This is a genomic window from Pseudomonas sp. Irchel s3a18 (genome assembly GCF_900187535.1).
Classification (GTDB): domain Bacteria; phylum Pseudomonadota; class Gammaproteobacteria; order Pseudomonadales; family Pseudomonadaceae; genus Aquipseudomonas.
Genome location: NZ_FYDV01000015.1, coordinates 86,615 through 99,245 on the forward strand (window position 1 = coordinate 86,615; position 12,631 = coordinate 99,245).

13 protein-coding genes are annotated in these 12,631 nt (G+C 60.6%); 7 read left to right on the forward strand and 6 right to left on the reverse strand.

What is annotated here, in order from left to right:
* Positions 1-10: 10 nt before the first annotated feature.
* Complete coding sequence (locus CKW29_RS19530) at positions 11-1,924, forward strand: sigma-54-dependent Fis family transcriptional regulator (RefSeq protein WP_095148941.1); 1,914 nt, start codon at positions 11-13, stop codon at positions 1,922-1,924.
* 36 nt (positions 1,925-1,960) lie between these two features.
* On the opposite strand, the gene CKW29_RS19535 is transcribed toward CKW29_RS19530, so the two are convergent.
* On the reverse strand, positions 1,961-3,088 hold the full coding sequence (locus CKW29_RS19535; RefSeq protein ID WP_095145385.1) for a molecular chaperone DnaJ: 1,128 nt from the start codon (positions 3,086-3,088) through the stop codon (positions 1,961-1,963).
* 200 nt (positions 3,089-3,288) lie between these two features.
* Between CKW29_RS19535 and mpl the strand changes: the two genes are divergently transcribed.
* Genes mpl through CKW29_RS19550 form a run of 3 tightly spaced genes read left to right on the forward strand, consistent with a single transcriptional unit; the run spans position 3,289 to position 5,544 of the window.
* Complete coding sequence (gene mpl / locus CKW29_RS19540; RefSeq protein ID WP_095145386.1) at positions 3,289-4,638, forward strand: UDP-N-acetylmuramate:L-alanyl-gamma-D-glutamyl-meso-diaminopimelate ligase; 1,350 nt, start codon at positions 3,289-3,291, stop codon at positions 4,636-4,638.
* Positions 4,635-5,267: a flavin prenyltransferase UbiX gene (gene ubiX, locus CKW29_RS19545; RefSeq protein WP_095145387.1), complete on the forward strand. Its 633-nt coding sequence runs from the start codon at positions 4,635-4,637 to the stop codon at positions 5,265-5,267. The genes mpl and ubiX overlap by 4 nt, the downstream gene beginning before the upstream one ends.
* The gene (locus CKW29_RS19550) at positions 5,260-5,544 is read left to right on the forward strand and encodes a YceK/YidQ family lipoprotein (protein ID WP_095145388.1); all 285 of its coding nucleotides are present in this window, start codon (positions 5,260-5,262) and stop codon (positions 5,542-5,544) included. Before ubiX ends, CKW29_RS19550 begins: the two co-directional genes overlap by 8 nt.
* A gap of 137 nt (positions 5,545-5,681) precedes the next feature.
* On the opposite strand, the gene CKW29_RS19555 is transcribed toward CKW29_RS19550, so the two are convergent.
* From CKW29_RS19555 to CKW29_RS19565, 3 genes are all read right to left on the reverse strand, one after another.
* Positions 5,682-6,323: an oxidoreductase gene (locus CKW29_RS19555; protein WP_095080567.1), complete on the reverse strand. Its 642-nt coding sequence runs from the start codon at positions 6,321-6,323 to the stop codon at positions 5,682-5,684.
* A 27-nt stretch (positions 6,324-6,350) separates the two neighbouring features.
* Positions 6,351-8,069, reverse strand: coding sequence for a C13 family peptidase (locus CKW29_RS19560; RefSeq protein WP_095145389.1), 1,719 nt, complete (start codon positions 8,067-8,069; stop codon positions 6,351-6,353).
* A 103-nt stretch (positions 8,070-8,172) separates the two neighbouring features.
* Positions 8,173-8,628, reverse strand: coding sequence for a MaoC family dehydratase (locus CKW29_RS19565; protein WP_095080571.1), 456 nt, complete (start codon positions 8,626-8,628; stop codon positions 8,173-8,175).
* A gap of 193 nt (positions 8,629-8,821) precedes the next feature.
* Here CKW29_RS19565 and CKW29_RS19570 point away from each other — a divergent pair, with 193 nt between their 5' ends.
* From CKW29_RS19570 to CKW29_RS19580, 3 genes are read left to right on the forward strand one after another with little or no spacing between them, the layout of a single operon-like run.
* On the forward strand, positions 8,822-9,184 hold the full coding sequence (locus CKW29_RS19570) for a CidA/LrgA family protein (protein ID WP_095145390.1): 363 nt from the start codon (positions 8,822-8,824) through the stop codon (positions 9,182-9,184).
* Positions 9,185-9,186: 2 nt separating this feature from the next.
* Positions 9,187-9,897 (forward strand): LrgB family protein, encoded by a 711-nt coding sequence (locus CKW29_RS19575; protein ID WP_176465322.1) that lies wholly within the window; start codon positions 9,187-9,189, stop codon positions 9,895-9,897.
* A gap of 10 nt (positions 9,898-9,907) precedes the next feature.
* Entirely contained in the window at positions 9,908-10,498 is a 591-nt protein-coding gene (locus tag CKW29_RS19580; protein ID WP_095145392.1) for an LON peptidase substrate-binding domain-containing protein, read from the forward strand.
* Positions 10,499-10,505: 7 nt separating this feature from the next.
* Here CKW29_RS19580 and CKW29_RS19585 read toward each other — a convergent pair whose 3' ends face one another.
* Together CKW29_RS19585 and CKW29_RS19590 are read right to left on the reverse strand one after the other, a co-directional pair.
* The gene (locus tag CKW29_RS19585; RefSeq protein ID WP_095145393.1) at positions 10,506-11,822 is read right to left on the reverse strand and encodes a bifunctional DedA family/phosphatase PAP2 family protein; all 1,317 of its coding nucleotides are present in this window, start codon (positions 11,820-11,822) and stop codon (positions 10,506-10,508) included.
* A 41-nt stretch (positions 11,823-11,863) separates the two neighbouring features.
* Positions 11,864-12,547 (reverse strand): DNA-3-methyladenine glycosylase, encoded by a 684-nt coding sequence (locus CKW29_RS19590; RefSeq protein ID WP_095145394.1) that lies wholly within the window; start codon positions 12,545-12,547, stop codon positions 11,864-11,866.
* Positions 12,548-12,631 lie beyond the last annotated feature (84 nt).

Sequence of the window (12,631 nt, forward strand, 5' to 3'; positions counted from 1 at the left end):
ACAATAAGAAATGCACGACAACCATTTGAGTCGCCACGCCCGGCAAGTCCTGACGGTCACCCAAGGCAAGCACCAGTTGCATGGGCCGGGCAGTGATCCGTCCATTGCCCGTTCGTGGCTGCGTTGCCTTGAGGACTATCACCTCGACCCGGCCCTGACCATGGCACCGACGGTGCTTGAACACGGTCGCGTGCTTGAGAGTCGTGAACGCCTACAGCAAGTGCTGCACATCGCCGGCGGCGAAATGACCAGCCTGCATCAGCAATTGTCCGGGGCCGGCCATGCGGTGCTCCTGACTGACGCCCGCGGGGTCATCCTCAACTGCGTCACGGCGCCCGCCGAACGCAAGATCTTCGAGCGCGCCGGTCTCTGGCTGGGCGCCGACTGGAGTGAGGCCTGCGAAGGCACCAATGGCATCGGCACCTGCCTGGTGGAGCGCCAGGCGCTGACCATTCACCAGGATGAACACTTTCGCGGTCGCCATACGGGCCTGACCTGCTCGGCGAGCCCGGTGTTCGACCCCCATGGCGAACTGCTGGCGGTGCTCGACGTGTCGTCGGCGCGCCACGATGTCTCGCGCCAGAGCCAGTTCCACACCATGGCGCTGGTCAACCTTTCGGCGAAGATGATCGAGAGCTGCTACTTCCTGCGCTATTTCGACAACCAGTGGTTGTTGCGTTTTCACCTGCAAGCCGAGTCGGTGGGGTTGTTCAGTGAAGGGCTGCTGGCGTTCGATGGGGAAGGGCGGATCAGTGCGGTCAACCAGAGCGCACTGAACCTGTTGGGGTATATTCGTGGTGGGCTGCTGGGCAAGCCGGTGGAGGCGTTTTTCGACTGTTCACTGGATGACCTATTGGGTCGGGCGAGCGCCAATGCCAGTGCCAGTTGGCCGTTGCATACCCGCGACGGGCGGCATCTGTTTGCCGTAGTGCGGGGGCAGGCGCGCCGTGCTTCGGTGCCGGTGATGCCGGCAACGGTGGCCCCTGAACGTTCAGCGTTGTCGGGTATTTGCCTGGGCGACGAAGGGTTGCAGGCGGACTTTCGTAAAGCCTTGCGGGTGTTTGAGCGCGATGTGCCGCTCTTGATCAATGGCGAAACCGGCTCCGGCAAAGAGGCTTTTGCCAAAGCCGTGCACCAGGCCAGTCAGCGTGCCGAAAAGGCCTTCGTCGCCCTCAACTGCGCGGCCATCCCTGAAAGCCTGATCGAGAGCGAACTGTTCGGTTATCGCGGCGGCAGCTTTACCGGTGCACGCAAAGAGGGCATGCGCGGCAAGTTGCAGCAGGCCGATGGCGGTACCTTGTTCCTCGATGAAATCGGCGACATGCCCTTGGCCTTGCAGACCCGGTTGTTACGGGTACTGGAAGATCGCCAGGTGGTCCCGATCGGGGGTGAGCCGGAATCGGTCAACGTGCGGATCATCAGTGCGACCCACCGGGATTTGCTCGGGCGGGTGCAGGACGGCAGCTTCCGTGAAGATCTGTACTACCGGCTCAATGGACTGGAAGTCGCACTGCCGGCATTGCGTGACCGAACGGACAAATCCCTGTTGCTCGATTTCCTGCTGGCCGAAGAAGCAGGGAGTGAAAGGGTCGTGATCGAGGCGCCGGCGCGCCAGGCCCTGCTGGGATTTGACTGGCCAGGCAACGTGCGCCAGCTGCGCAACGTGTTAAGGACCTTGGCGGCCTTGTGTGAGGACGGGCGAATCAGGGTGGAGGACTTGCCGGCAATCATCCGTCAGGTCCGGCCCGCGGTGGTGTTGGTCGCCGAGGCGCCGTCGGAGCATCCACTGGACGATGCCGAGCGCCTGGCCCTGCTCAATGCCCTGGAGCAACAGCGCTGGCACATGACCCACACCGCTGAACAGTTGGGGGTCAGTCGTAACACGCTCTATAGAAAGCTGCGTAAGCATGGGATTACGCGGTAGAGAGTACGGCCTTGAATAACACTGAGCGACAGTTGCTCAGCGAAAGAATATGTCCGGGAGGTCATCAAATAGGTCATCGTCAAAGTCCATGGCCTTCTGATACTCCCTTTGCGCCTTGAGCCAGGCTTTCAGGGTTTTGGGGTCCTTCAGTTCTTCACACAGGATGCTCAGCTCTTCGGTGTCGATGAGTAGCGTCTTGAGTTGATATTGGTACTTGCCAGACAGATTCCGAGGAGTCACCTCATCGAACGGGTCGAGGTTGAATTGCTGTTTGAACGCCCGCTCCTGGGCAATCACCTCCTGCTGCAACTCGTTGAGCTGCTCGGTGAGTATCTGGTTGTAGTGCTTGAGCCGGTCGGCGGAAAGTGTGCCGAGGGTGTCCGCGTCGATGTGCTCTATTTCCAACTGCAGGTGCAATAGTTCAAGCAGGTTCCGTTCGCTATAGGCGTGGTTGGCACGTTGCATCAGCACGGTCTTGCGTTCGCGCTCGTCGGGATCGGTTTCTCGGTCAGGGTGTAGGGCGCTGGCCAGCTTGCGGTAAACTTCGCGCACAGATTGGCTGGCTTGGGCGGCCTCTGCTTCCTCGCGCAGTTGGCGCGCGGTTTTTTTACCCGGTTTTTGTTGCTGTGCCGTTTGCTCGGTTTGTTGCCGCTCGTAGATTTTTTGCGCAATGTCATCAGCAGACTTCATGTCGATATCGTCGTCCAGCTCAACGCCGAATATCTCTTGCAGTCCCTGTTTCAATAGCTCGTCTTCTTCTCGTTCATCGGCATCGAAGTCACGGCCGCTGTGTTTGTTGTACAGCGTCTTGAGGGTGGCCTCTTCCTCATCGTTGCAACTGTCGCTATCGATCAATGAGAAGGCTTGGGCGCAAATCTCCTGAGTCAATGTCTTGCGGTCGGCTTTCGAGAGCTTGGTCCGTTCGCTGAGGTCATCAAGGACATGCAGGAGCTCAAGAGTCTGTTGATGAAGTTTGTCGAGTTGGGGGGTGAACTCAGAGTGCCAGCGTTCGATATAAAGCGGGGTTGAGGCTTCCCATGCCTGGAGAATCTGACTCTGTTTTTCGATCTTTTTGACAAGCCCGTTGAATTTTCGTTGCCCAGCGGACAGTTTTTTCGTTCCTGAGTCAGGTGCGATGCTGAGCTGAGTAGTGTCGTTATTCATGAGAGGGCTCAAGATGATCATCCCCAAAAAAGTAGAGGCAGTATTATCACGGTTGATCGTGCCAAATTGTGTTGCCGTATAGCGCGGGACGATTCTGAATGTTGAATAGGGTGATGGGAAGCCATCATCGGTCCGTCTAAACACAAGGTGCGATTTTTGGCCCTCTAGGCTAACCTGCCTCGATGTTTACGAGGTTGACTATGCACATTCATATTCTGGGTATCTGCGGCACTTTCATGGGTTCGATGGCGGTTCTGGCCAAAGAGCTGGGCCATCGTGTGACCGGCTCCGACGCCAACGTCTATCCACCGATGAGCACTCAGTTGGAAGCTCAGGGTATTGAGCTGACGCAAGGCTACGATCCGGCCCAACTCGATCCGGCACCGGACCTGGTGGTGATCGGCAACGCCATGTCCCGCGGCAACCCGGCGGTCGAATACGTGTTGAACAAAGGTTTGCCTTACGTCTCCGGCCCGCAATGGCTGGCCGACCACGTGCTGCAAGGCCGCTGGGTACTCGCCGTTGCCGGCACCCACGGCAAGACCACCACCAGCAGCATGCTCGCCTGGGTGCTGGAACACGCCGGCATGAGCCCGGGTTTCCTGATCGGTGGCGTGCCGCAGAATTTCTCGGTGTCGGCCCGCCTGGGCGATACGCCGTTCTTCGTGATCGAAGCCGACGAATACGACAGCGCCTTTTTCGACAAGCGCTCGAAGTTCGTGCACTACCGCCCACGGACCGCGATCCTCAATAACCTTGAGTTCGATCACGCCGACATTTTCCCCGATCTGCCGGCCATCGAGCGGCAGTTCCACCACTTGGTGCGTACCATCCCGAGTGAAGGCCTGGTAATTCACCCAACCACCGAGCCGGCCCTGCAGCGGGTGATCGAGATGGGCTGCTGGACCCCGGTGCAAACCACGGGGGCGGGCGGGCAGTGGCAGGTCAAGCTGTTGAGTGAAGATGGCTCCCGTTTCGAAGTGATGTTCGAAGGCGTCGCGCAAGGCGTGGTCGACTGGGACATGACCGGTCAACACAACGTGGCCAACGCCCTGGCGACGCTGGCGGCCGCTCGTCATGTGGGCGTGGTTCCGGCCATGGGCATCGCTGCATTGAGCGCGTTCAAAAGCGTGAAGCGTCGGATGGAAGTCGTGGCGCAGGTTAACGGCATTACCATTTACGATGACTTTGCCCACCACCCGACCGCCATCGCCACCACCCTTGACGGCCTGCGCAAACGCATTGGCGACGCGCCGTTGATCGCGATCATCGAGCCGCGCTCCAACTCGATGAAGCTCGGCGCACACCGTGACGGTTTGCCGGAAAGCGTGGTCGATGCCGATCAGGTGATCTGGTATGCCCCGGCCAACCTGGGCTGGGACCTGGCCGGTACCGCCACGCAGTGCACGGTGCCCTCGATCGTCAGCGACTCGCTGGAAGGCATCATCGAGCGGGTCAAGAGCCAGGCCCGGCCAGGCACTCATGTGGTGATCATGAGCAACGGCGGCTTCGGCGGCCTGCACGGCAAACTGGCCGAGGCGCTTAAATGAACAACGGTCCGGACCGTGTCACGCTGGCCATGACCGGCGCCTCTGGCGCCCAGTACGGCTTGCGGCTGCTTGACTGCCTGGTGCGTGAAGACCGGGAGGTGCATTTCCTGATCTCCAAGGCCGCGCAACTGGTGATGGCCACCGAGACCGACGTCACGCTGCCAGCCAAGCCGCAAATGATGCAGGCCTTCCTCACCGAGTACACCGGTGCGGTGGCCGGGCAGATTCGGGTCTACGGCAAGGAAGACTGGATGTCGCCGGTGGCCTCGGGCTCTGGCTCGCCTGCGGCGATGGTGGTGGTGCCGTGTTCCACCGGGACGTTGTCGGCAATCGCGACGGGCGCCTGCAACAACCTGATCGAGCGCGCCGCCGACGTGACGTTGAAAGAGCGTCGGCAGCTGATTCTGGTGCCGCGCGAGGCACCGTATTCCAGTATTCACCTGGAAAACATGCTCAAGCTGTCGAACATGGGCGTGACCATTCTTCCCGCGTCACCGGGTTTCTATCACCAGCCGCAGACCATCGATGACTTGGTGGACTTTGTCGTGGCACGGATCCTCAATGTGCTGAACATCCCGCAAGACATGCTGCCGCGCTGGGGCGAGCACCATCTCAGCAGCGATGAATAAGCTGCTGGCAATTCTGCTGGCATTGCAACTGACCGGCTGCGCCACCGTGCGCACCCTGGACGCCGCCAAGCCGGGAGCGCCGCTGGTGTACTCGGGAACCCGACTCGATCTGTATGTGATGCAGGGCGGATGCTGCGCGATGGACCGGTTTGGCGCTGAAGCGCCGAGCTATCCAGGCCTTGATTTGCCGGCTAGCGCACTGCTCGACACGTTGCTGTTGCCGTTGTCGGTCTTGACGGTACTGGGCGTTGGGTTTCAGGCGACGGGCGGATTGTAGCGGCTGGCGCACGCTATGACAGATCGTTCCCACGCTCCGGCGTGGGCATGCGTCAATGGACGCTCTGCGTTCGCTTTGGCGCGCGGAGTGTCAGGGGCTGCATTCCTTTGCTGCGTGTGGGAGCGATCTGCGTGACACTACTTGCCTAACTTGCGCAACTCATCCGATTCGACAATCCGCACGCCATCCTGTTCTTCCAGCGCCAGGCGCCACATGGCGCGGGCCAGTTGACAGGCTTCGATGCCGTGGTACTTGCCGGGAAGCAGCCGCGACAACGGGCCGGCAACTTTCTCGGCCAGGCGTGGCTCCAGCCGTTCGCCCAGCAGCAGGGAAGGTCGGCAGATGGTCAGTTGCGGCCAGTCCTGGGCGCGCAGGGCCTGCTCCATTTCACCTTTGACGCGGTTGTAGAACACCGATGATTTTGGATCGGCACCCAAGGCGCTGATCACGATCAGGTGCCGTGCGCCCATTTCTCGCGCGCGTTTGGCGAAGGCCACCACCATGTCCAGGTCAACGGCGCGGAAGGCCTGTTCGGAACCGGCCTTCTTGATGGTCGTGCCCAGGCAGCAGTAGGCGGTATCGACCCGCCCGCTGAGCTGTGGCAGGAATACCGTCGGCTCGCCGACCGGGTTTTCAAGGTGGGGATGTTCGGCCAGTGGCCGGCGTGAGGGTGCCAGCACGCGGCTGACAGTCGGCTCACTGAGCAGGCGATCAAGCAAATGTTCACCGGTCAGGCCGGTGGCTCCAGCGAGCAGTATGTGCTGAGGCGTCAAGTACATAGTGTTTCTCCCTTGATACTGTTCAGCTTAGTTGCTCTTTGTTTCCTTGCTGTCCGAGGCGGCACTTTGCAGGGCTTTTCTTGCTTGCTGCTTGCGCAGGGCTTGCCAGCGCGCCACAACGCCCTTGGGCGCCCAGATCTGTGGTTCGGAGGCTTCGAAATTGTCCGCCAGTTCGCGTTCGGCGACCGTTGCCTTGGCCAGCTTGAACGCTTGCTCCAGGTCGTCGCTTCGGTTCAGGGCCTGGGCGAACAGGGCATCGCCGAAGTAAGTGAAGTCCGCTTCCTCCGAGCAACCGAAGGACACCCGGTCGGCGCGGGAGGCGGTCATGATCAGGGTGCGTTCGTCTTTGAGCGCCGGGATAAAACCGCCGGAATAGCAGGCGGAAATCACGATGATCTTGTCGCGGTTTTTCAGCGGGGCCAGCACGCTGGCCAACTCATCGGCCGGCAGGTCGGCCAGCTCCATGCGAGGCTGGTCGAGTACCAGTTCGTGCTCTTGAGTGCCATGGCTGGTCAGGTAGATGAACAGCACGTCTTCCGGGCCGCTGCGTTCGGCCAGGGTCAGGGCGGCGCGGCGCAGGTTCTCGCGGGTGGCCATCGGCCGGTCACCGAGGTGCTCGCGATGATTGACCAGGCGGATCTGGCCGTAGGCGCCGAAGCGGCTGGCGAGCATGTTGCTGACGTAATCGGATTCGCGCAGGAACACGCTCTGCTTGCCATCGCCGCCCAGTGTCAGGCTGTACAGCTCGATCGCAGGTGATGAGGCTGGCACATTGGCCAGTGCCGCTTCGAGCAGCCGTCCTTGCGCGAGCAGCCCCAGTTCGAGGGTATCAGGCAGCAGTTTGCCATCGGCATCGCGTACGCGTTGACCGTTGATCCACTCACCGCTTTGCACCGTGCCATCGGTCAGCACCAGGGTGCCATGCCCCTGATAACTGTCATTGCCGAACTGACCGATGTAAAAACTGCCGTCGGCCAGGTTCAGGCGACCCTGCCCGGTGAAGCGCCAGTCGCTGAAGTGGCCGATATAGTGGCTGTTGTCAGCGCCGATCAACTCGCCCTTGCCATTGAGGGCGCCTTCCTTGAACTGGCCGATCCAGACATCGCCGTCGGCGTTTTCGTAGCGACCCTTGCCATGTAGCTGATTCTGTTTGAAACCGCCGGCATAGGCGTCGCCTTCAGCGCTGCTGAAGGTGCCGTTGCCGTCCAGCTGGCCATCGACGAAATGCCCACTGAACTGATTGCCGCTGGCATCGCTGCGCTGGCCTTCGCCATTGGGTTTGCCATGGGCGAATTGGCCCTGGTACTGGCTGCCATCTTCGAGCTCCAGGCGTCCGAGGCCGAAATACTGATCGGCCTTGAACTCGCCGCGGTACGTCATGCCGCTTTCCTTGAGCGTGCCCTCGCCCTCGCGTCGACCCAGTTTGAAACCGCCGGTGTAGCTGCTGTCCTGGGTGATCAGCGTGCCCTGGCCATGGAACAGGCCCTGGTGGAAGCCGCCACGATAGACCTCGCCATTGCTGCCGTGCCATTCGCCCTGACCATGCCACTGGCCCTTGTCGAACTGGCCGGCATACCAGCTGCCGTTCGGGTAGTCGATGCGACCCTCGCCTTGCAGCAAGCCATTGACCAGATCGCCCCGATACCGACCACCATCGGGCAGCCGTGCGTCAGGCGGCAACAGCGATTCGCCGTCGCCACATGCGGTGAGCAACAGGGTCAGTGCAAGAGGTGCAAGTGAGCGCATAGCAGGATCCGGGCAATTAGGCGACCGAGTATGCCGCAGCTATGTGTCTGATATATAGAGACGCGGTGCGAAACAGCTACAGCCGCCTCGCACCTGACAAGGGTTACACGAACGCCAGCGACAGCGATTCAGCGACGTATGCCGGTTTTTCCTGGCCTTCGATTTCCAGCGTGGCGATGGCCTTGAGCAGCCACTGGCCGGGTTTCTTCTCGGTCACTTCTCCCAGCTCGACCTTGAGGCGAACCCTGGAATTGACTTTCACCGGTTGGATGAAGCGCACGCTGTCCAGGCCGTAGTTGACTAACATCTTCGCGCCTTGCGGCAGGATGAGGATGTCTTCCATCAGTTTCGGAATCAGTGACAGCGACAGGAATCCGTGGGCAATCGTGCCGCCAAACGGGGTTTGTGCTGCCTTGACCGGATCAACGTGGATGAACTGAAAATCGCCTGTGGCTTCAGCGAACAGGTTGATGCGTTCCTGATCGATGGTGAGCCATTCGGAACGTCCGAGTTCCTTGCCGACATAATCATTGAGCTCTGCAACTGGAACATAGGGCATTGAGACTCTCCTTGAGTTCATCACTTTTATAATTTTTGAGTGGGGGCCGGGGCCCGAACAACCACTTTAGATCATCATGGCGGTTTGTTCCGGTCAAGCTTCCATACCTTTGGCGAATACCCATGCATAGCAGATGCCATGCTTATAATGTCCGGCCCGCTTGTGGGGGGACAAGTTTTGCTGGAGATGTCGAATGTTGCTTCGCGGCCTGACCTGGCTGGTGCTGTTTCAGTTGCTCGGTACCGCCATCAACCATCTGTTTGTGCCGGTGTTGCCGGGGCCGATCGTCGGTCTGCTGCTGTTGCTGGTGTTCTTGATCATTCGCGGTGAAGTGGGCGAGCCGTTGAGTCTGGCGGCGGGCAGTCTGCTGCGTTATCTGCCATTGCTGCTGGTGCCACCGGCAGTGGGTGTGATGGTGTATGCCGCCGATATCGCCGCCGATTTCTGGGCCATCGTCGGCGCGCTGGTCCTGTCGCTGCTGTTGTCCATGGCCTTTGCCGGTGTGTTGATGCAACGCATGGTCAAGCGTCAGGCGCAACGGGAGGACAGGCCATGATGGTGGATTGGCAAGGTGCATTGGCGGCGGTCATTCATCATCCGTTGTTCGGCATCGGGATTACCCTGGGGGCCTATCAACTGGTGCTGGCGGCATTCGAGAAAACCCGCCGGATCTTTCTGCAGCCGGTGCTGGTCTCGATGCTGCTGGTGATCGGCGTGCTGCTCGCCTGTGGGTTGACCTACGCCGAGTACCGTAAAAGTACGGAAATCCTCAGCATCCTGCTGGGACCGGCGACCGTCGCGCTGGCGGTACCGCTCTATCTCAATCTGCGGCGGATTCGCCAACTGTTCTGGCCAGTGTTTACTACGCTGGTGATAGGTGGCGTGGTCGCCACCGGCATGGGGGTGTTACTGGGCTGGTGGTTTGGCGCCGAGCACATGATCCTGATGACCATGGCGCCGAAGTCGGTGACCTCGCCGATCGCGATGCTGGTGGCCGAGCAGATTGGGGGTGTGGCGGCGTTGGCCGCGGTGTTCGTATTGATTACCGGGGTGATTGGGGCGATTTTCGGTCCGGCCCTGCTGACCCGGCTGGGTGTCCATGGACCCGAGGCGCGTGGCATGGCGTTGGGCATGACCGCCCATGCGGTAGGCACTTCGGTGGCCTTGCAGGAAAGTGAAGAGTGCGGTGCATTTGCCGCGTTGGCGATGAGCCTGATGGGCGTGGCCACGGCAGTGCTCCTGCCGTTGGCGGTGTCGATGGTGGTTTAAGGAAATCTTTATGAGTCTGGCGCTTTTCCCTCTGAACACGGTGCTGTTCCCTGGTTGCACCCTCGATTTGCAGATTTTCGAGGCGCGCTACCTGGACATGATTGGCCGCTGCATGAAACAGGGCGAAGGCTTTGGCGTGGTGTGCATCCTGGAGGGCGAGGAAGTCGGTGCTGCCGCCAGCGGCTGTGCGGTTTTCGGATGCGAGGCACGGATCACCGATTTCACCCAGCAGGACAACGGTTTGCTGGGGATTCGTGTGCAGGGCGGGCGACGCTTTCATGTGCTGGGGGCCGACATCCGTCAGGATCAGTTGATCGTCGCAGACGTCGAGTGGCTGGAAGAAGCGCCGGAACAATCGTTGCAGGATGACGATGCCGATTTGATTGCCTTGCTCAAGGCATTGGCTGAACACCCGATGGTCGAGGCCCTGAATATGGGCGGCGAGGTCTCAGGCCGGCAATCGCTGGCCAATCAGTTGGCCTATCTGCTGCCGTTCTCGGAGCTGGACAAGATTGACTTGCTGCAACTCGACGACCCGCAGCAACGCCTGGATGCGATTCAGGCATTGCTGGACAAGTTGCAGGGAGAGTTGTTTGTCTGATGTTTTGTCAGTAGGCATACCGCTCTATCGCATGGGGTAAATGCCACAACGCGAAGAATCCGAACAATGCCACCATCGTTGGCAATACCAGCCACCAGGCTTTTGCCGGCATCGCCTCCAGTGGTGCCTGGCGTTGACTCAACCACAGGCTGGCGGCGCAGACACAGGCCGCTAGCATGGCGCCAGCCAGCACATCGGTCGGCCAGTGCGCCCCCAGATAAACGCGCGACAAGGCAATCGTCAGGGCTGGCAAGCAGCCGAGCAGTAGCCAGGTCAGGCGCATCCGCTGCGGTTGGCCGCGACCGGCCAACACGGCCAGGGTCAGGAACAGCGCAAACGAGCCGGAGGCGTGGCCGCTGGGCATGCTGTAGCTGGTCAGCGGGTCGCTCAGCACTTCCGGGCGCACGCGGGCGAACAGGTGCTTGGTGCCAGTGTTGGCCAGCGCGGTGATCAGCAGGGTGGCACCGGCGAAGATCATGTGTCGCCATTGTCGAGTGACCAACAGCAGGATCGTCAGCGCTGCGCTGATCACCAGCATGTGCTTGAACTCACCGAGCTGGGTGAACATCACCGCCAGTTCATCCAGCAAAGGGCTGCGATGTTCCTGGACCAGTGTCATCAAGCCCTGGTCGAAGGCCGTGAGGTGCGAGTAGCCGATAAACAGTCCGCCCAGTATCACCAGGCTAAGGCCGGAAATCAGCAGGGTGGCCCGGCGATGGCTGCGCAAGCTGCTGTTGATGCTCAGGCCGATCAATACCGCAATGCTGCCGACCACCAGCCCGGCCTGTGGCCAGAATCCTTCGGGCAATGGCAGGCGAATGGCGGCTCCGGTGGCCCAACCCGGCAGCAGGTAAGCCACTGCCCAGCCCGCGCCAGCGAGCAGGCTCACCGCAAAAAAGCGCGGGAAGGGCATGTCGAACATTCCGGCTACCATGGGCAGCATCGGCCGTAATGGCCCGATAAAACGCCCGACCAGCAGGCTGGCGATCCCGTAGCGCTGGAAATAGGCTTCGGCGCTGCCGATCCATTCGGGGTGGTGGCGTAGCCCGGGCAGGCGTCGGATGTTCTGGTGGAAGTGCCGCCCCAGGAAGTACGACACCACGTCACCCAGCATGCCGCCGAGAAAACCCAGCAGCAGGGTTTCGCCCAATGACAGGGCGCCACTGCCGGCCAGTACCGCCACGGCAAACAGCAGCACGGTGCCGGGTACGATCAGGCCGGCAATCGCCAGGCACTCGACACAGGCGACGATGAATACCGCAGCCGCCAGCCATTGCGGGTTTGCCGTCAACCAGACGGTCAGGCTATCGAGCCAAGGGCCCATAGAGACACTCCATTATTTTTCGTTGTCCGCAGGGCGGTGGTTCAGATCAGCAAATAGTCGCGGCCTTCGACCTGGCCCCGGCGCAGAGGGTTCCGCGTGCAGTAGGGGGCATAGGCACTGTCGACGAAGCGATACATCAGGTGTTCGTCACGGCCATGGGGGATGCCCAGGCGTGTGGTCTGAATAACACGATTGGGCGGCCTGCCGATGTCTTCGACAAACAGCACTTCATGGTCGAAGCGCTTGGCATCCCAGTTCGGTACCTTCAACCCCAGTGCCTTGCACAGCAGCGTCTGGCCGGCGCAGAGCTTTTGCGATGCGCGTGGCCGGCCATTGGTATCGGGGTTGTTGAGTAGCATCTGGGCCAGGCTTGCCGGCCCGGATACGTCATCGACCCAAGGGTAGGCCGACTTGATCAGTACCGCATTGCCCGGCCCGTGCGCGCTGAAGTTCAATGAGTCACCGCCCCGGGCGTAGTACATATAGATGTGACCTCCATCCAGAAACAAAGCCTTACGCTTTTCTGTGTAGCCGAGGGAGGCGTGGCTGCCTTTTTCATCACAGTAATAGGCTTCGGTCTCGATAATGCGCGCCGAAAGCCACAGATCGCCGACCCGATGACGGATCACTTTGCCCAGCAGCTCACAGGCCAGCAGTTGGGCGTCGCGGTTGAAAAAGCTGTCGGGCAGGGCTTTTGGCAGCTTCGGAGTGCTCGGCTTGGGCATGGGGGCAGCGTTATAGAGACCAAATATGACGTTATGATAACAACGACGGCCTTAATCGAGGCTGAATGCTGTCTATTTTGACCA